Source organism: Amycolatopsis dongchuanensis, assembly GCF_039542405.1.
Lineage (GTDB): Bacteria > Actinomycetota > Actinomycetes > Mycobacteriales > Pseudonocardiaceae > Amycolatopsis_E > Amycolatopsis_E sacchari.
Genome location: NZ_BAABIB010000056.1, coordinates 1 through 18,998, shown reverse-complemented (window position 1 = coordinate 18,998; position 18,998 = coordinate 1). Strand labels below are relative to the sequence as shown.

At 72.4% G+C, this 18,998-nt stretch carries 12 protein-coding genes and 1 pseudogene; 6 read left to right on the top strand and 7 right to left on the bottom strand.

The window, feature by feature from the left end; translation table 11 throughout:
* Positions 1-6: 6 nt before the first annotated feature.
* Positions 7-204, bottom strand: a complete 198-nt coding sequence (locus ABFX51_RS39635) for a cupin domain-containing protein (RefSeq protein WP_218153590.1) — start codon at positions 202-204, stop codon at positions 7-9.
* Between ABFX51_RS39635 and ABFX51_RS39630 the strand changes: the two are divergent.
* Positions 188-694, top strand: a pseudogene (locus ABFX51_RS39630) (substrate-binding domain-containing protein); the annotation flags it as partial. The gene ABFX51_RS39635 and the pseudogene ABFX51_RS39630 sit on opposite strands and share 17 nt — an antisense overlap.
* Before the next feature lie 53 nt (positions 695-747).
* Positions 748-1,131 (top strand): ABC transporter permease subunit, encoded by a 384-nt coding sequence (locus ABFX51_RS12505; RefSeq protein ID WP_245783382.1) that lies wholly within the window; start codon positions 748-750, stop codon positions 1,129-1,131.
* Here the strand turns inward: ABFX51_RS12505 and ABFX51_RS12500 are convergent.
* Positions 1,121-1,918: a helix-turn-helix transcriptional regulator gene (locus ABFX51_RS12500; protein ID WP_346053798.1), complete on the bottom strand. Its 798-nt coding sequence runs from the start codon at positions 1,916-1,918 to the stop codon at positions 1,121-1,123. The two genes, ABFX51_RS12505 and ABFX51_RS12500, sit on opposite strands and share 11 nt — an antisense overlap.
* A 110-nt stretch (positions 1,919-2,028) precedes the next feature.
* Here ABFX51_RS12500 and ABFX51_RS12495 point away from each other — a divergent pair, with 110 nt between their 5' ends.
* The 4 genes from ABFX51_RS12495 to ABFX51_RS12480 all read left to right on the top strand — a co-directional run bounded on the left by ABFX51_RS12495 (position 2,029) and on the right by ABFX51_RS12480 (position 6,409).
* Positions 2,029-3,579: an AMP-binding protein gene (locus ABFX51_RS12495; RefSeq protein ID WP_091515286.1), complete on the top strand. Its 1,551-nt coding sequence runs from the start codon at positions 2,029-2,031 to the stop codon at positions 3,577-3,579.
* A 214-nt stretch (positions 3,580-3,793) separates the two neighbouring features.
* Positions 3,794-4,342: an EF-hand domain-containing protein gene (locus ABFX51_RS12490; RefSeq protein ID WP_346053797.1), complete on the top strand. Its 549-nt coding sequence runs from the start codon at positions 3,794-3,796 to the stop codon at positions 4,340-4,342.
* A gap of 47 nt (positions 4,343-4,389) precedes the next feature.
* Positions 4,390-5,169, top strand: coding sequence for an AraC family transcriptional regulator (locus ABFX51_RS12485; RefSeq protein ID WP_346053796.1), 780 nt, complete (start codon positions 4,390-4,392; stop codon positions 5,167-5,169).
* Positions 5,170-5,242: 73 nt separating this feature from the next.
* On the top strand, positions 5,243-6,409 hold the full coding sequence (locus ABFX51_RS12480) for a 4-hydroxybenzoate 3-monooxygenase (protein WP_346053795.1): 1,167 nt from the start codon (positions 5,243-5,245) through the stop codon (positions 6,407-6,409).
* Positions 6,410-6,413: 4 nt separating this feature from the next.
* Here the strand turns inward: ABFX51_RS12480 and ABFX51_RS12475 are convergent, their stop codons facing one another.
* The 5 genes from ABFX51_RS12475 to ABFX51_RS12455 are packed head-to-tail and all read right to left on the bottom strand — an operon-like array spanning position 6,414 to position 18,831.
* Positions 6,414-8,048: a hypothetical protein gene (locus tag ABFX51_RS12475; protein ID WP_091515294.1), complete on the bottom strand. Its 1,635-nt coding sequence runs from the start codon at positions 8,046-8,048 to the stop codon at positions 6,414-6,416.
* Positions 8,049-8,050: 2 nt separating this feature from the next.
* On the bottom strand, positions 8,051-12,070 hold the full coding sequence (locus tag ABFX51_RS12470; protein WP_091515295.1) for a hypothetical protein: 4,020 nt from the start codon (positions 12,068-12,070) through the stop codon (positions 8,051-8,053).
* Positions 12,071-12,072: 2 nt separating this feature from the next.
* Positions 12,073-15,540: a hypothetical protein gene (locus tag ABFX51_RS12465; protein ID WP_346053794.1), complete on the bottom strand. Its 3,468-nt coding sequence runs from the start codon at positions 15,538-15,540 to the stop codon at positions 12,073-12,075.
* Positions 15,537-18,149, bottom strand: a complete 2,613-nt coding sequence (locus ABFX51_RS12460) for a DUF6603 domain-containing protein (protein WP_346053793.1) — start codon at positions 18,147-18,149, stop codon at positions 15,537-15,539. Before ABFX51_RS12460 ends, ABFX51_RS12465 begins: the two co-directional genes overlap by 4 nt.
* 13 nt (positions 18,150-18,162) lie before the next feature.
* Positions 18,163-18,831 carry a lysozyme family protein gene (locus tag ABFX51_RS12455; RefSeq protein ID WP_346053792.1) on the bottom strand — a complete coding sequence of 223 codons (669 nt, stop codon included), beginning with the start codon at positions 18,829-18,831 and terminating at the stop codon, positions 18,163-18,165.
* Positions 18,832-18,998: the final 167 nt, after the last annotated feature.

Genomic DNA, 18,998 nt, shown 5'->3' with positions numbered 1-18,998 from the left:
CTTCTGTCAGGACGTGCGTTCGGCGCCGACGAGGACGTAACACATGAGCGCGGGCTTGTCGCTGCGGTTGTGCCAGGCGTGGCGGGTTCCCTGCTGCACGACACAGGCCCCGGGGGTCAGTTTGACCTCCTTGCCGTTGTCGAGCTCCAGGTGGAGTTCCCCTTCGAGGCAGATGCCGTAGTCGACCGTGTCGGTGGTGTGCATTCCCGGGCTGTCCGGTTCGAACACCCCCATCAGGCCGGGGAGCCGCTCTTCGGCCTCGGCGGCGAGCTGGTGGGGTCGCCGAGTTGCTCCGGTGCCGAGGACTCCGGCGCCCAGCGGAGAAACAGCACCCTGGTGCCGCCGGGGCCCGGGAAGAAGGGGAACAACTTCGGCTGCTGTGGTTTCGTGCCGACCGTGGGTCCAGAAGTTCAACCAGGCCGTCGCCCAGCGGCCGGACCTCCTCGTCGTGTCCATCTTGGACACACAGGCGATGGCGGTGCCGATCAAGAAGGCCCGGAGCGCCGGGATTCCCGTGCTCGCCGTCGACGGGCCGCCCGACCCGTCGGTGGCGGGCGACGTGATGCCCATGTTGTCGGACGACGAAAAGCTCGGTGAGTTCGCCGCCCAGAACATCATCGAGGGCCTGAAGGCCCAGGGGCGCGACTCCGGCAAGATCATCGTCCTCACCGGCACGAAGTCCATGCTCGTCACGCAGGACCGTATGAAGGGCTTCGGCCGGGTGCTGGCGACCGCCCCACGTTCGTCGTGGCCGGGCTCGTACGCTGGTTCACCAGGCTGGGGCGTGAGCTGCGCGCGGTCGGCGGTGACCGCCGGGCCACCCGGGTGGCGGGTGTCGCCGTCGAGCGGCGGCTCGCCGGGATCTTCACCGCGTCCGGCACGCTGGCCGCACTGGGCGGTGCCCTGCTCAGCTACAGCTTCGCGTCGGCCAACCCGGCTCCCGGGCTGCAGCCGCTGATCCTCGCCGCCGTCGCCGCGTTGCTCGGCGGTGTCTCGCTGGCCGGCGGCCGTGGCACGGCGGCCGGCCTGCTGGCCGTGATCGTCGCCATCGAAAGTCCGGGGCTGCACAAGCTGCTGCCGCGGCGAGGAGCACCGTCCCATCCGGACAGCCGGGCCGAGGTCACGGAATGAGGCCGAGACGCCGTGCCCGGACCACGGCCTCCATCCGCCCTTGGGCGCCGAGCTTGACCAGCAGGTTCTTGACGTGGTCCTTCACCGTGTAGACGCCGATGCCCAGCCGCTCGGCTATGGCCTGGTTCGGCAAGCCCGTCGAGAGCAACGCCAGCACGTCCTTCTCCCGTGCGGTCAGGTGCGGCACGGGCGCGTCCGGTGGCGGCTCGTCGACCAGCAGGCGGGCGGCGTTCAGCAGTCGCGCACGCAGCCGGGGATCGCCGATCTCCCCGGCGAGCGCACGCAGGTCCGCGTAGGCCTCGGCGACCCGTGACTGCCGGACGCGCTCTCGCGGCCCTTCCTCGTCACCGTGCCGTTCAGGCAGCCGCCGCAGAACGTCGTCGACAGCCAGATCTTGTTCCAGGACACGGGCTTCCTGCGAGACCGCGTCGAGGAGCCTGCCCAGCTGCCGCTGCGTCGCGCGCAGGGCGACGTAGAGGACCGCGACCGACCGGCGTCCCACCACCACCGGGGCCGCCGCCATCGCCCGCAACGCCTTGGCCCTGATGACCTGGTCGTAGTGGTGCGTGATCGCGGGCGAGCCGACGTAGTCCGGGAGGGACAGCGCGCGCTGCTGGTAGGCGACCCGCCCGCCCATCCCGTGCCCGGCGTTGAGCAGGACGCCGCGGAGCGGCCCGACCACGTGACCGTCGAACGCGTCCAGCAGCACGCCTGATGGCGTCACCCGCCCGGCGAACGCCAGGCTCACGCCGGTCCTGGCGCGCAACCTCGCCAGTGCGGCGGTCACCGGATCGACCCCCCTCTTCGGAGGGTGGCTCGCGTCGTTGCTCACGGCCACAGTGTTACCCGCGTGCCGACGCGCTGACAATCACCCGCCGTTCCGACCCGGAGAGCCCGATGCAGCCTCGAACCCTCGACGTACAGCCCGTTGTCGACGCCTGGCTGGCTGCGTACGACACCGCTGACACCGATGTCGCCCACCTGCTGTGTGACCGCCACGACGCTGACGCCGTCGCTTTCACCTTCGTAGAGCCGGATCTCACCTCCCGTGACGTGACGTACGGCGAGCTGGCCGACCGCTCCCGCCGTCTCGCGACCGTCCTCGCCGGGCGGGGCGTCGAACGGGGTGACCGCGTACCGGTCCTGATGGGCAAGCGCCCCGAACTGGTGACGACACTGCTGGCGATCTGGCGGCTCGGCGCCGTGCACGTCCCGTTGTTCACCGCGTTCGCCACGGGCGCCATCCAGATGCGTGTCGAAGCGTCGCGTGCCCGGCTGGTCGTCACCGAGCCGTCGCAGCGGGCCAAGCTCGACCCCATCGAGGGCATCGAAGTCCTGGAGACGGGCGACGCGTTCGACCGGCTGATCGACGAGGCCGAGCCGCTCGCGTCTTCGGTCGCTATCGGCGGCCGCGGCACGATGCTGCAGCTGTTCACCAGCGGTACCACCGGCAAGCCCAAGGGAGTCCCGGTGCCGGCCCGCGCGCTGGCGTCGTTCCACTGCTACCTGCACTACGGGCTCGACGTCGGCGAGGACGACGTGTTCTGGAACGCGGCCGACCCGGGTTGGGCGTACGGGCTGTACTACGGAATCCTGGCCCCGCTGGTCGCCGGACGCCGCAACCTGCTCCTCAACGCGGGCTTCACCCCGGAGTCCACAGTGGCCGTCATCGAGAAGTTCGGGGTCACGAACTTCACCGGCGCGCCGACGATGTACCGGGCGCTGAGCAAGAGCGGTCTGGTGCGGAACCTGCGCCTGCGCCGGGCCTCGTCGGCGGGTGAACCGCTGACGCCGGAAGTCGTGGACTGGGCGCGCGAAGCGCTCGGCGCCGAAGTCCGCGACCACTACGGCCAGACCGAGCTCGGCATGGTCATCAACAACCACTGGCACGCCGACGTGGCCCTCCCGGTCAAGCCCGGCTCGATGGGGCAGCCCATGCCGGGTTACACGGCCGGCATCGTCGACGGTCAGATCGCCATCGACACCGAGAACAGTCCCCTGCTGTGGTTCACCGGCTACCACGAAGCCCCGGACAAGACCGCGGAACGGTTCACGCCCGGCAACCGCTGGTACCTCACCGCCGACTCCGGCCGGCTCGACGACGACGGGTACTTCTTCTTCACCGCCCGCGACGACGACGTGATCCTGGCCGCGGGCTACCGGATCGGGCCGTTCGACGTCGAAAGCGTCCTGATCACCCACCCGGCCGTCGCGGACGTCGCGGTCGTCGGCCGCCCCGACCCCGAAGGGATCCGCGGCGAGGTCGTCGAAGCCTTCGTGGTCCTCGACGCCGGAACCGAAGCACACGACGACCTGGCGCGCGAACTCCAGCAACTGGTGCGGGACAAGTACTCCAAGCACGCCTATCCGCGCACGGTCCACTTCGTCGACACCCTGCCGAAGACGCCCAGCGGCAAGGTCCAGCGCTACCTCCTGCGCAAGCGCTGAGAGGAGCACCCAGGCGAGCCGTCCACGCGGATGTACCAGCGTCCTTGATCCGGTCCGGTGACCCCGGCCGCCACCGCACCGGATTCCGCACCGGCTGTCACTTCCGGCTTCACCTGTCCGCCGGGTCTTTCGACCCGCGCTGCCTATCGCCACGGCGTCCAATCAGGACGATGCTGAACCGTGTCCACACAGGACCTCACGAGGGGATGCCAAGATGGCGAGCGAATTCCAGCGGCACAAGATCGCGGGCGTGTTCGAGGCGATGGACTCCGAGGACCGCGGGTTCCTCGTCGAGGGCGACTTCGAGGCCCTCGCGGCGCGGTGGACCACGCTGCGGGGCGTGGCACCGGGTTCCGGGCAGTACGCACGTCTCCGGTCGATCATGCTGGGCTGGTGGGAATCCCTCAGCTCCACCGCGCGGGACCGCGAACGCATCCGGCTGGACGACGTGCTGGAGGTGGTCGACCGGCTGCCCGCGATGACCGACGCGGTGACCGCCACCGCCGACTCCATGTTCGAGGCCATCGACGAGAACGGCGACGACCGGATCTCGCGGAGCGAGTACCGCCAGCTGATCGAGGCGTGGACGGGACGGGAAACCGACACCGACGAGGTCTTCCCGTTGCTCGACCTGGACGCCGACGGCCACCTCTCCCGTGAGGAGTTCCGGCTCCTGTGGACCCAGTTCTGGGCGGGCGACGACCCGGAGTCACCCGGGACGTGGGTGTTCGGCCGCGTCGGGACGATGCCGACCACCCGCTGACCGCGGTTCGGCGGCGGAGCCGCGGCTGACCGATAAGCTGGCGGACGATGCCCGAAACCCGCCTGCCCGGCACACCGCCTCCGGCTTTCCCCGCGAAGGCTCCCCAGGGCGCGGGCTGGCTCGACCACGGCTTCCACGTCGACAACCACTCCCACACCGACGGCCAGCTGGTCTACCCCGCCTCCGGCGCCCTGGCCACCACGACCGAGCGCGGCACCTGGCTCGCCCCCGCCAACCGGGTGACGTGGACGCCGCCCGGGTTCGACCACTCCCACCGCTTCTACGGCAGGACCGACGTCCGCCTCGTCGTCATCCCGGCCCACGAGTGCGGCGCGCTCGTCGCGCACCCCAGCGTGTTCGCGGTGAGCCCGCTGCTGCGGGAGGCCCTCCTGGCGCTGACCGACCGGCTGGAGACCCGCCCTGGTGCCCACGAACGGCTGCGCGCGGTGGTGCTCGACGAGCTCGCCGCGGCGCCCGAGGAGTCCCTGCACCTGCCCGAACCGCGCGACGATCGGCTGCGTGCCGTCACCGACCTCCTGCACGCCGACCCCGGCCGGGCCATCACGCTGGCCGAGCTGGGGCGGACCGCGGGCGCGAGCGAGCGCACCCTGAGCCGCCTGTTCCACACCGAGCTCGGGATGAGCTTCCACCGCTGGCGCACCGTCCTGCGCATCCATCACGCCCTGGTCCACCTCACGAACGGCCACTCCGTCACCGACACCGCGATGGCGTGCGGGTGGTCCAACCCGTCGAGCTTCATCGAGGTGTTCACCGAGGTCGTCGGCCAGACGCCCGGCCGCTACCAGGCCGACGTGCGCCAGGGCTGAACTTGGCGGGTTTCCGGTATCCGTTGTCCTGAGAGCGGTTGGCGCGTTCCGGTGCCCCGGCGAAAGTGGGCGCATGACCGAAACGAACGAGAAGACCACCGTCGTCGTCGTGGGTGGCGGAGTCGCCGGGCTCGCAGTCGGCAATTTCCTGTTGCGCAGCGGAATCGCTTGTGTGGTGCTGGAAAAGCACAGCCGCGAACACGTCGAACAACGGCAGCGGGCGGGGGCGCTCAACGGCCGCGGGGTGCGCATGTTCCGCGAGTGGGGACTGGACGAGGTCTTACCGGAACCGTCCTCGTCCGACTCCATCGATGCGCCGGGCATGCCGATGCGGATCGACGGAAAAGAGCGGATGTGGAAGGACATGGAGGACGACGGGGAAGGCGTTTTCTGCCCGCAGCAGGTGCTCGTCCGGAACCTCATCAAGGTTTTCCTCCGCGACGGCGGAGACCTCCGTTTCGAGGCCGACGACGTGACACTGGACAATCTCGACAGTGACCGCCCCGCCGTGCGTTACCGGGACGCCACCGGCGCGACAAACGTCCTCGACTGCGATTTCGTCGCCGGCTGCGACGGCTACCACGGCGTCAGCAGGCAGTCCATTCCCGCCGGCGCCCTCACCCGCTACTCCCACGAGTTCGGCTACGCCTGGCTGGCGGTTCTGGCGGAGGTGCCCGCGGATCCGCTGGCGACCATGGCGGTGCATTCCCGCGGCTTCGCCGCCCAGATCACCCGCGGACCGAAAGCCAGTCGCCTGTACCTCCAGGTCCCGCTCACCGACACCGTGGACGACTGGCCGGAAACGCGGATTTGGACCGAACTCGAAACGCGTTTCGGGGATCCGGTGTCCCCCAAGGGCCCGATCACCACCAAGCAACTCGTACCGCTGCAAGGCGTGGTGTACAGCCCCATGAACTACGGCAGGCTCTACCTCGCCGGCGACGCAGCGCACCTCATTTCCCCCATGAGCGCGGAAGGGATGAGCCTCGCGCTCCACGACGCCGAAGCGTTCGCCCGCGCCGTCGTCCACCACGTCGAAAAGGACGACCCGAGCCTGCTCGAAAGCTACTCCGGCGTCTGCCTGCGCAACACCTGGGAACGCCAGGCCGCCGCGGTCTGGATGACCGACACGATGCACGATTCCGGCGACGCCTCCCACCGAGGGGAATTCCTCAGGCAGGTCGCCCGGGTGAATCTGGAGACCCTGCTGGAACCGCCCGCTGAGCCGTCCACGGCGTGACGGGTCAGGAAGCGGTGCGGGGAATCGCGCTGTCGAAAGCCAGATGACTGGCGCCTTCCCCGCGGCCGATGCTCGTGCGCCGGGCCGTCCAGCGCTCGTAGCGGCCGTCGGCCCGGCGGGCGAGCACCGGGACGCGCTGTGCCCGCACGCCTTCGCGCGGGATCTCCTCGTCCTGCACGGTCAGCGGCCGGCCCGGCTCCAGCAGGCGGCCCAGCGGCTCGACGAGGCGGTTCCCCTTGCGGAGGGCGCCTTTGCGGAGCGCCACGACGCCGGGGGCGACGGCCACCGGGACGAACGGGATCCACCACTCCGGCACGGGCGAGGCCAGCAGGTAGTCGTGCGTCGCGAGCGGTTGGGCGCCGGGCGCGGCCGACGGTGGCGCCGCCTCGGCGAGCCGCGTCCGGGGGTCGCCGCTGGGTGCCTCGACGACGCGCTCGACGGCCCAGACCATGTTGGCCGCCTCGTCGCGCAGGTAGTGCACTTCCTCCAGCGGCCGGCCTTCGAGCGTGGCCGGGGCCGCGGGCGGCACCAGGAGCCCCGGCACGCCCGGGATCTCGTACATGCTGAAACCTTCGTCTTCGGCACGGGAAACGGTGATGGTGTCGCCGAAGGTGGTCGTGTACGACAGCTCGCCGAGCGTCGTGAGTGACCCGCACGGTACCTCCAGGGGGACCACCAGCCAGTCCTGGCTGTGCACCAACCCGAACTCCGCGATGATCAGCCGGGCCAGGTCGTGCGGCCGCACCTCCAGCGCGCCCAGGTTCACCTGGCCGTCCTCGAACTGCCAGTACCGGTCGGCCGGCATGCCCGTGTAGCGCAGGGGTGTGGCCAGTACCGTCGGGGCGCGGCCGGTGGCCGGCGCGTCGCCGGTGTCGAGGGTGGGTGCCGTGGGCGCGAGGTCGAAGTCGTGCCAGTCGATCCGGCCGCCGCCGTAGGACGAGGTGAGCACCTGGCCGGCCACGCTCAGGTCGAACCCGTACTCCAGCCGCGGGGCCGTCCAGCAGTCCGCCGCGGGCGCACCCTGGTACCACTCCAGCCACTCCCGCGCGGCGGCCAGCGCGGTGGCGGGCAGCCAGCCCGGGGCGGCGGGCGCGCGGAGCGCCTCGGCGATCTTCTCGCCGTCCGGCACGCGCCCGGCGAACAGCCGTGCCAGCGGCGCACCGGTGCTGTCGTAGGGATCGGCATCGGCGTCGTGTTCGAGCGGGCAGGCCGCCAGCACCGCTTCGCGGACCGCCGCGTCCTGGACCATCGCGAGGAACTGGGCCCCGCCCATCGCACGCCGACGCAGCCCGGCCTCGCCGGCCGGCATGCGCTCGACCAGGGGCTCCAGGAGGTCGTCCGCGGTCAGTGCCTGGACCGTCCCGGTCGCGGCCGACCGCAGACCGGTGATCCGGTCCGAACTCGCCGCGAGCCGGACGGAGATCGGGCTGCCGCCGTCCTCGCCCTCGAACTCACCGAGCTGCCATTGCCTGCCGCACAGGAACAGCGGGTCGGCGACGCGGGCTTCGAGGGCGGGGCTCGGGTCCCAGGACACCGACTGCGGTTCCAGCCGGGTCCAGGCCGGGGGCTCCTTGATGGCGATCAGCTTCTCCGCGCTGGATGCCAAGGGGACCGCGGAAAGCCCGTCTGCGATAGGCATCGTCAGTGCCTCACTTCCTTGACATACGGGATCATGTCGGCGGGGTCGCCGATCTCGTTGACGAGGCGGGCGGCGTCCAGCCCCTTCTCGCCGTTGAGCGAAGCGTTGCGGGTGACGAGCGCGGGCAGCACGCGGCCCACGACCTGGGTGCGCTCCAAAGTGATCAGCCGGGTCCTGGCCAGGTCGAGGGTGTCGTTCAGCGCCTCGGCGAGGGTGTCCGCCGTCCACGGCGAGCCGTCCGGCGACACGGCGAGCAGCACGCACTGCGGCGGCCGGGCGCCGGGCGCATCGGCGTGCACCGCCACCCCCGTCGTGATCAGCGCTTCGGACCCCTGCTCCCGCGGCAACCGCCTGGGCACGGTCTCGACCCATTCGTCGATCACGAGCCCCGCCAGGGGTCCGGCGCCGGGCGCGCCGTCGACCACGAAGCTCGTCACGGGCGAGTCCAGCGGCGGGCCGGAGGGGTCGAAGGGCAGCGCGATCCATCGTTCCGGCGTGCCGAGCTGGGCGACCCGGAGGCTGTCCGGCGTTCCCGCCGCCATCAGCACCTCGACGTGCCGGGCCACGCCGTCCCGCACGGTCGCGACGTCGAACAGCAGCCTCGTGATGTCCGCGCGGTCCGGGTTCAGCCGCCCGAGGGCGGCCTGGAAGCCGTCGTCGGCCGGCTGGATCACCGGCAGGATCCGGAAGTCCTCGCCGAACAGCGCCTCCCCCGCGGCGATGGGATCGTCGTCGAGAAGTGCTGTCGCTTTCGCCTCCCGCCGCCGCGCCTCGGCCGGGTCATCGATGCCGAACCCGGTGGCTTCGCCGTGAGAAAGCGCTTCCAGCGCATGGGAAACCCGGTCACGCAGGTCGCCGTGGTCGATGCCGCAGGCGGCCTTGTCCCCGGGGCGCGTGAGATCCGCGGGCAGCAGGGGCCGCGCCCCGGCGAGCAGCCGGTGCAGCGACCGGGCCTTTTCGGCGGCGGTCAGGACCGGATCCGCGAGCGCGCCCAGGCCCGGCAAGGCCGCGCGCAAGCGGCGTTCGAGGACGCCCGGCCGGGCGGCGTCGTACACGAAGTCCAAGGCGCTCAGTCCCGCCAGGTCCAGGCTCTCGCCCCCCGCGCCCACGGTGATGGCGGTGGCGGGACCCAGCATGGTTCGGGCCCATTGCTCGAGCCGGGGTTCCACCAGCTGGCGAGGCGTGCCCACAGCCCATCCCCCGGAAGCTCCGGTGGCAGGCTCGCCGGCGATCACCAGGTCCCGGTGCGTGACGGGGATGCCGCGGGTCGGGGTGCGGACCACGTCGAACTCCGCGGGCGGCGGACCTCCGGCCGCGACCACGTCCATGACGGCGGCGGCCCGCGCGGAGTTGCCCGACGCGAACTGGTGCACGCCCTCGGCGACCAGCAGGTCGGCCACCGCGTCGTACGCGGCCAGCGCCTGGTCGAGGACCTCGTTGACGGCCGCCCATTCCCCGTCGTCGGGTCCGGTCCACCCGTCGAGGAACGGGTTGTCTGCCGGGCCCTGGTCGAGTGCCGGGCGGATCACGGTCTCGCGGTCGAGGGTGAGCAGCGCGACCCCGTCGACGACATCGGCCACCACCATCGCCTCGACGTCGGCGCGCGGCGGGGTGCCGCCGACGTCGGTCAGCTTTCCCGTGCGCAGCGGCGCGAGTGCGCGCAGCGAAAGCACGAACCGTGCCAGCGCACCGCCGGTGGCCGGGTGGTCGTGCAGCCCCCGTTCGACCGTGTAGCCGAGCAGAGCCCCGAGCTGCTGCCCCTGCCGCACGCCCTCCAGCAGCCGCAGCCCGGTCCGGACCTGGCCGCTGGACAGGTCGAACGAGAACGCCCCGCTGGCCCGGTGCGCGAGGTTCGCCGCACGCAGCACACCGGCGGTCGTGGCCTGCGCCAGGCTGGGGGCGTGGATGTAGCCGCCAGGGCGCTCGGCGGGATCACTGGGGACGATGTCGTGCACCCAGCCGTAGGCGCCCAGTGCCAGGCCCCTCGGCTCGCGTGACCGGAGGACAGCGAGCCGGCGGGTGGCGAGCGCCGTCAACCCGGCGTCGATCCGGTGGGAGCAGCAGTCCAGTGTCTGGGCCACGAGGAGGGCGCGCTGGGCGGTGTCGGCCGACAGGACCAGGTCGAGGGCGGACCGGAACGCGTTCCGCCGGTCGCTCGCGCGGAGCCAGGCCTGTGCCGCGGCGATCGCCAGCTGGTGCCGGGCGTCGGGCACCGGGTGGTTCACCGCGACGTCCGCGAGCGACGTGCGGGTCGCCTCCAGCGGCTGGTACTGCGCCAGGAGACTGCTGCCGGCGAACCCGGACTCCGCGGCGAGCCGGTCGGCGAGGGGCCTCAACTCCGAGGCGGAGGCCCGCCCGGCGAACGCCTCCGTGACCGCGGGAGCGTGTGCGGCCGCCGGCCCGGTGGCCAGCAGTGCGCTGACGGCGTCGAACCGCTCCGGCGGGATCGCCGTCCCGGCGGCCCGCGCTTCCACGTCGTCGGCGATCTCGACGAGGGCTTGCAGCACGCTCCGCACCTGGCGTGGCTGGTCCTGCCGGAGTGCCGCCACGAAGTCCGCGTCGGTCCCGTCCGCGAGCGGCAGGCCCAGCGGGCGCGTCGTCGGGCCGGGCACGGCGTCCGCGAGGTTGCCCATGACCAGGCCGAGCTTGTCGTAGAGGGTGTCCAGGAACGAGGTCGTCTGCTCGTAGACGCGGCCCGGCACGTTGTCCACGAGCGTGGCGTACATGTTCATGGTCTGCGACAGGATCGACCGGACCCGCAGGCCGAGCATGGCCGGCGCGGAGCCCAGCACGTCCAGCAGCGTCTCCGGCGAGGAGTCCGCGCGGACGGCCGGTGCGACGGCGTCGCCGTAGAACGCGTGGATCGTGGTGAGGACCCGGTTCAGCTGGGGTTCCACCGGATCGGCCTCGTCGGGGGCGAACCGGTGGACCGCGGTGACCGGGAGCAGCCCGTACGGCTGGTCACCGATCCGCAGCGTCGGGAGGGGTCCCGCGCCCCGCACGTGGTCCTGGAAGAAGTCGCGCACCGCCTCGAGCTGCTGCGGCGTGATGTTCGCACCGGAGGGTCCCACCTTGAGGAGTTCGCTGAGGAAGGTGCCCCAGGTGGCCGGCCACAGCACGGTGTGCGCGGCGCGGGCCAGGTCCTGGTCGCGGTCGAACGCACCGGGGACGTCGGCGAGCACGGCCGGATCGATCCCCAGCGCCGCGGTGAGCAGCGCACCGTCGGAACCCGGGGTCGGCGCCCAGCTCACGCCCGCGGGCGGGGGCGCCGGTGGCTGGCGCCGCTGCCACGCGCTCCGGTCGGTCTCGGTGTTGTTGGTGGGGGTGCCCTGCGGGACGAAGGCCATCCCGGCGGTGTAGCGCTGCGCGGTGAGCAGCCGTTCCAGCTCCGCCTGCCCGTCCTCGCGGACGCCGAACACGACCAGCCGGTCCACCTTTTCCGCGGGCCGCGGCAGCGGCACGGTGACCGCCATGCCCACCCGTTCGGCTTCGGCGTAGTCCACGAGCCACGACATCCCCTCGGCGAGGGGCAGGTCCCCGTGCCGGACGACGGTGCCGCCCGCCGCGGGCGCCACGACGAGACGGTCCGGGATCGGCCGCCCCGCCGCCTTCGCCGTGTCGGTCCCCTGCCGTACGACGGCCACGAAGTAGGCGGGCAGCCCGCGTGCCGTGACCGGCCCGCCTTGGCGCGGTGGGACGTCCGGGAAACGGAGCTCGCCGCTGAACGGGTCGTCGAGGTTCAGGGGCGTCATCGCCTTGGCGACCCAGGGCGCGCGGTCCGGTTTGGTCCTCGTGGCGAGCAATGCGAACGCGGCGTCGCTGTCGCCGCCGCTCGCGACCGACGTCCAGTACTCCCTCGCCGCGGTCCGCTCGGTGTCGTCCAGACCGGGGTCGAGCCGGTCGATGTGCGGGTCGTCGGGGTAGACGCGGACGCGCAGTGCGCCGTCGGTGAAGCGGGTTTCGAGCCGGACCGGCAAGAGGACCAGCGGGCGCTCCGGCGGCGCGGTGAAGGGCGTGGTCATCGTCAGCCGGCTCCCATCGGTCCGAGCAGGTCGTGGATGTCGAAGGCGGCCCGTACCGGTTGCTGGAGCAGTGCGCGGGCGGTGCCGGCGGCGTTCGCCACGGGCGGGGTCAGGAAGGGTTCGGCCGACTCCCCCGGCCCGAACCGGGGCGCCGTCGGGTGCTCGGCGAGGACGAACCACCACGGGGTGCCCGCGCTGTGCGCGTCTCGCACCTCGGTGACGGTGAGGTCGAACCCGGCGAGCAGCGCCCCCGAGCGCAACCTCCGCTGGAACAGGAGCGGAGCGGCGGTGTCCCCGGTCTCGGGCGACCCGCCGCGCAGTGCCAGCGCCACGGTGTCGGGGTAGCGGCGGATCAGCTCACCGCGGACCAGCATCACCAGGCGGCCGTCGAGGTCGGCCGAGATGTGCGAGCCGAGCGGCCCGTCGTCGTTGAGGTGCAGTTCGCCGGTCAGCTCGTCGCCGTGGTGGTCGCCCCAGAACCGCCGGAAGTACGTCCCCCGCTGGTCGGTCGGGTAACCGCGCCACAGCAGCTCCCGGGCCATCTCGTGGCTGAGCCCGGCGAAGAACGCTTCCAGGAAGACCGCGTTCGACACCAGGGTGGTGACCAGGTCCGGCTCGTCGAGCGTGGCCGTGCCGGCGATCAGCCAGTCCGGGTCGTAGTCCTCGAGCGCCTGGTACATCGGCCGGTCGAAGCGCGGCGCGGCCATGATCGGCTCGGCGGGCCTGCCGTCGAACCAGTTCCCGGGCACCCAGCCGGGCAGCCGCAGGCGCTCGGCGACCTGCGCGGCGGTCGAGCGGTCCGGGTCCAGCTCGGTGAGCAGCTGGTCCTTCGCGACCGCGTAGGCGGGCCGGATGGGCGTGCCCTGCCAGTCCGGTGACACCAGTGCTCCGGTCGCCGGCTGCATGGCGGCCTCGATGTCGCGGGGCTCGATACGTGCCTGCAGCGCCTGTTTGAGGGGTTCCGTGGCGGTGATCCCCGCGCTGTCGACGGCGAGCCGGGCGCGCGTGGCGGGAGCGAGGTGCGCGCGCCCGAGATCGGCGAGCGCCGCGACGCTCATCCGGTCCTTCGCCAGCTGGGCCAGCGTGGCGGTGTCCAGGTCGAGGCGCGCCAGCTCGGCCAGCGTGGTGTCGGGCAGCTCGGTGCGAGCCGCCTCCGCCAGCACGTCGGGGTGGAGGTCCAGCGCCAGCCGCGCGAGCGCGCCGGTGGGCAGCTGCGCGCGTGCCATCTCCGCGCGCACACCGGTATCGAGCCCCGCGGACACCCCCAGTTCGGTCGTGGCGGCGCGCGCCAGGGTCTCGGTGGCCGCGTGCTCCCTGGCGATCCCGGCGAGGGTGGTCTCGGTCAGGGCACTCTGCGCGGCACCGGCGAGCGCTTCCGTCCTGGCCCCGGTCCGGGCGGCGTCGGCCAGGTCCGCCGTCTCCAGGTGCTGACGGCCCGCTGCCGCCAGCAGGTCGTCGCTCACGCCGCCGTGCCGCACCACGCCCGCCACCGCGTCGTCGCCCGGTCCGAGGCCGAGCTGCTCGGTGACCGTGGCGAGCTGTTCCCCGGCGAGATCGCCGGCCTGGCCGCCGACCTCGGCCACCGCGGCGATGTCGCCGAGCAGGCCGGCCGCGAGCTCGGGGTTCACCTCCGGATCGGACGGCATCGCCTGCTGCAGCACGTCGAGGGCCTGCTCCGCCGCCCACTGCTCGATGTCGAAGTCCGGGTCGATGTCCGGCATGGGCCAGAAGCAGTGCAGGACCATGGCCTCCCACTCGTCCCACCAGGCGAGGAACTCCTCGGCGGTCATGCTCTCCCAGTCGGGCGGCGCGGCCAGCTCGTAGTCCCGCGCGATCTCGACCACGCGCAGCTGGGAAAGCCGGGCGATCTCGCCGTCGTCGTAGGGGCGCTGGAAGTCGCGGGGCACGTCCCCGGGGGCCAGCAGGTCCGCCGGGCTGGTGCGCCGCACGACCCGGCGGAAGGCCTGCGTGGACGCCATCGGCGCGGTGCTCGACGCGGCGAGCTCGGAACGGGCGCTCCCGTTCTCCGCGCCCGGCACCGCGTCCTGGACGGGCCTGCCGATCTGGAGGAGGTCGCCGTATCCGAGCGGGCTCAGGTGCCGCGCGAACATCGACGACCGGACGGCGCGCGCCAGCTGCGCCTGCCGTAGCCACTGGTTCACCTCGCCCAGCCGGCCGACCTGGGCCCACGCGGACTGCATCAGCTGTTCCTGGTCGCGCTGGACGACGCGGGCGCCGAGCGCGGCCACGATCCGGTTGGCCGGGTCGAGGTTGAGCTGCGGCAGCCACGCGGTCGCCGGTGCGGACACCAGGCGACCGGAGCCGGCCTGGGACCCGGCGTAGACCGGCGGGCAGAGCGGCAACGGCTCCCCCGGCTCGTGCGCGCCGGGCTTGCGGGCGAGGACGGTCGGCAGGAGGAGCAGGTCCCGCAGCTCGCCGGTCACCTCCGCGGGCCAGCCTCCGGCGCGGGCGGCCGCGGCCTCGGCGGGATCGTCGCTGGCGGCCCGCGGCGGGATCGGGGACACCAGCGGGCCGCGGACCAGCTGCAGCTGCCCGGACGGGATGGCCGGGGCCTCGTCGCCGAACAGGTCGCCCCACGGCCGCGAGGTGTCGACCAGCCTGCGGCCGACCTGCCAGGGCGCCGGGCTGGGGACCAGTTTCCCCGCCAGCGTCCCGAAATCGCCGCCCTCGCCGGTGTCGAACCGCCACGAATGCAGGACCGGCAGCTCGATCTCCTCGTCGTCGCCACCTTTCCGCCACGCGGGTTCGAGGGTGCCGGTCTCGTCGCCGGGGTTCAGCGCGGCCCGCCTTCCCGCGTCGAACGCCGGTACGACGCAGGCCAGGTAACGGGTGAAGGGCTCGAGGCGGCAGGGGCACATCAGCCGGGACAGGTTCGTCGGCGCGAAGTGCGCCGACAAGCGGTCGTCGATTGCCGGGCCCGCGATGGGCCCGTGGATCTGTGCGTGTGCCCACGCCCAGGAGTCGTCCAGCGCCTGCAGCTCCGAATACCGGGCGAGGACGGTCGGTACCTGCCCGGTGCCGGGCCGGTAGCGGCCCTCGCGCAGGACCACCAGTGCCAGCCACGGCGCCAGGCGCTCGCCGTCCGGTGCAAGCGGCGTGAACTGCCACAGCGCCTCCGGGCTGTCGAACTCGACGTGCACCAGGTGGGTGGTTTCCGCGCTGGTCGCACCGGGCTCCGGGTAGCGGCGCACGATCTGCTGGTCGACGAGCGCCCGCACGTCCGCGGGGCCTCGCAGCCGCAGCTGGTAGGTCGCCGTGACATCGGGCTGTCCCGGTGCCTGGACCGGCACCACGATCTCCACGCTCGCCCGGGTGCCGCCCGGTTCCGGACCGCGCGCCGCGGCGGCCAGCCCCGTGCGCACGTACGGCAGGAAGGTGTACGTGCCGAGGACCGTGCTTTCGGCGGCGAACGCGGTTTCCGGTGGCGGCAGGGTGAAGTCGGTCGTCATCGGAGCTCCACGGTTTCCCGTACGGTGGCGTAGCTGTTGCCCAGGCGGCCACGGCTCCGCGCGACCGGTGACAGGTTCACGACGGCGGCGACCAGTTCCCCCGGCAGGTCGAGCGACCCGGCCAAGGGCTGACCGGGCGCCGGGTGGCGCGGGTACACGGTCTTCCAGTCGTACTGCGCCTCGGCCGGCGCGCCGAACCGGGCTTGGTCCGAGCCGTACAGGCGTTTGCCCGAAACGCACTCCGTGAACGCGGGCTCGTGCAGCTTCTGGTCGTCGGTGAGGTCGCGGAACTGGCCCAGTGGGAAGGGGTCCCGGGTGTCTTCCGCGGTGCGCAGGGCGTGGCCGCCGACGAGCGGCTCGCCCAGCGTGACCCGCGGGGTGGAGATCTGGCTGCCACCGATGTGGGTGATCTCGGTGTCCAGCGGGACGACGTGTTGCCGGAGTTCGAAGCCGCTTGCCGGGTCGACGACCGGACCGTCGCCGGCCGCCGGGGCGTGGAAGATCGCGACCGGCTGGACCCCCTCGGGCAGCCGCGGTGCACAGGCGCCGGGCTCGCTGAGCGCCGTCACCACCAGTTGCCGCGGGTCGATCCGCGGCGACTCGTGGTCCTCCTCCCCCCACTGGAGGGGGCCGAGGTCGAAGTCGATGTCGGGGAGGATCGGCAGTTCGAGGGTGGCCGTGCCGTGCGCGATCCACGGCGCGGGGCCGGACAGGTGCAGGCTCAGCTCGACACCGGCGAAGCTCTCGCCCGCGAACAGCAGCGACACCCCGGCACGCAGGTCGATCACGAAGCCGAACGGGTCCCACATCAGGAGGGCGTCGAAGGACAGGTGCCCTTCCGCGCCGACGCCCGCCACCTCGGCCCGCAGCTCGGCGCGGCACCCGAACATCACCGCGTTGGTGGTAAGCGCCAGGTAGGCCTCGGCGCGCAGGGACAGCAGCGCGGGCGGGGACAGATCGACGCTGAGGCGCCGCATCCCGGCCAGTTCGGCAGGCGCGTGGTAGGCGGGGTGGAAGCCACCCGCCGAGATCGCGAAACCGGGCTCCGCTCCCCAGGAGATCAGCAGGCCCAGGTCACCGGACAAGCTGAAACCGGCGAACCGCGAACGGCCGAGCCGGACCAGCACGAGCAGGTGGTCCTCGTCGATCTCGCCGTAGACGTCCGCGTTGAGGTCGACGACCGGGGTCTTCGGGGTGGGCAGCGTGACCCGGACCGCCCCGAGCAGGAGCACGGCCGGAGCCGGGAGCGTCAGGATCACGGCCACCTTGGCGGTCGCGTACGAAGTCGGTGCGCCCCAGCCGAGTTCCAGGGCCGGGCCGACCGCGACGGCACCCGCGCGCGGCTTGAAGACACTGGACAGGGTGTCGGCGATCCCGGCGGCGTCGGCCTGCGGGTCGGCGGGGAACAGCAACCGGTCGGCGGTGTGGTCGGACAGTCCGGCGCGGAGCGCGTCGGGGTCCGGTGCGCGCTCGACGGCCAGCAGGCCACCGACCCCGTTCAGCGTGAACCCCAGGCCGAGCTGGATCGCGGGCACGAACTCGGCGAACAGCAGCACGACGAAGGAGAACGGGTCGGTGCCGATCAGGCCCATGGCTTTGACCTCGACCGGTCCCACGGTGAGATCGAGCGTCCCGGCGTACTCGGAGCCACGGCGTTCGAGCGAGCCGCCGCCCTTGATCCGGCCGGCGTCGATCCGCACCCCGGCCCCGGCGGGCAAGGAGGGCTTGACGGCGATGTCGTGGCCGTCGTCCAACCCCAGCCGCACGCCGGTCTCCTGGACCGTCACCGCGATCACGCCGTTGAGCGTTCCCGCCAGCGTCCCGGTCAGGTCGAACCCCGCGTCGCTCGGCAGCAAGCCGAGATCCCGCAGCTCGTAGCCGGGCAGGCGGGGCCTGCCGGGCAGGGACAACCGTCCGCGCACGCCGGGCCCCAGCGTCACACCGTCCCTGGTGTCCACGGTGACCGCCAGCGTGGCGGTCACGTCGGCGGTCCCGGCGAACGCCGCCACCAGCGCGTCGCCTGCCGCGAGCCCCGCCGTGACCTCCGTGCTCATCGCGAACGTGAGGCGCGGGTCGCCGAAGTCCAAAGTGGCCGACAGGACGGAGTTCGCGAGCTTCACCTCAGGCGCCAGCGCGCGTTCCGCCGGGTTGGCCCACCGCCACGACACCGTCGTGCCGTTCACGGTCAGACCGTCCGCCGGGGTCAGCCCGGGTGGTACCAGACCGAGGCGGCTCACCAGCCCGCCGAACGGGAGGGCGCGGAGCACCCGGTCCAGGAGCTTGGTCAGGGCCGGTTCGGCGGAGGCGCCGCTGACCCGGCGGCAGGCGTCATCGAGTGCGCTCACGGCGGCGGACAACTCCCCCAGAGCCGCGCTCGCCGCATCGAGGGTGTCGGGAGGTGGCTCCAGCGCCGCGGCGAACGCGCTCGCGTGTGCCCTGGCGCGTTCCAGGTCGTCCTTGAGGGCCACCAGGAGATCCGGCGCGGCCGGAGCGGCGCCGGGGGCGATGAGGTCCAGTAGCGCAGCCGGGTCGGTCGGCACCAGCTCGGTGAGCAGGCCCCGGGCGAACCCCAGTCCGGCGGCGAGCACCTTGCCGGCGAGATCACTCATGACGGTCCCCGGCTCAGCCGCGGCTGGAGATGATCAGCACGGAGGGGTCGAGGCCCTGTTTGTCCACTGTGGTGGCGTTGTGGAAGCACTGCTGGTCCATCGCGTTGCGCAGTTCGATCGTGCCCCGGTGCGGGCCGAAGACGCACTCCTCGGCCGCGGTCTCCCAGTCGCGTTGCGCGACGGCGTCCTGGAAATGGGGAAAACGGAACCCCGCGCCGAGCGCCCACGCCATGCTGAGCAAGCCGAATTGCGCGTCCGCCGGCCACGAGTCGAAATCGGCGAATTCGCTGCGGTTGGTCAGGAACCTTTCGTTGGACGACAGCTTGTCGCCGACGATCCGGTCGATCTCGTCGCTTTCGATGTGCAGGGACGTGAATGGCGCGAAGGCGCCCCCGCCCCGATCCGCGAGGTCGGTCAGCTTCTTGACCGCGTCCCATTCGTCGGCGACCTGCTCGAAGGTGGCCGAGTCGCCGTTCTCCGTGAGCCAGTTGATTTCCGCGGCCAGCGCATGTGAAGCCTCGCGCTGCGCGTCGGTGGGCGTGGCGGGAAGCGCCTTGCTCGTGTCGATCAGGTTTCCCATTCCTGTGGTGACCAGACCTCGCACGTCCAGATACATGAACGGGAGCACCCCTTCGAGGGGCTCGTTCAGCGCCACCCAGTTCTCCCGCACCGAATCCCACATGGTCCGCCCCTTTCGCCGGCAACCGAGTGTCCGCGAGACACCGTGGTGTCCGGAAGAGGGCGGTCCGCCCAGTGAACCGAGGACTGGGGTACCGGGCGTTTCGGTGCTAGTTGTTGCGGGTCGTGACGTTGGTGACGTGGGTGAGGGCCTGAGGTGAGGGGACGGGT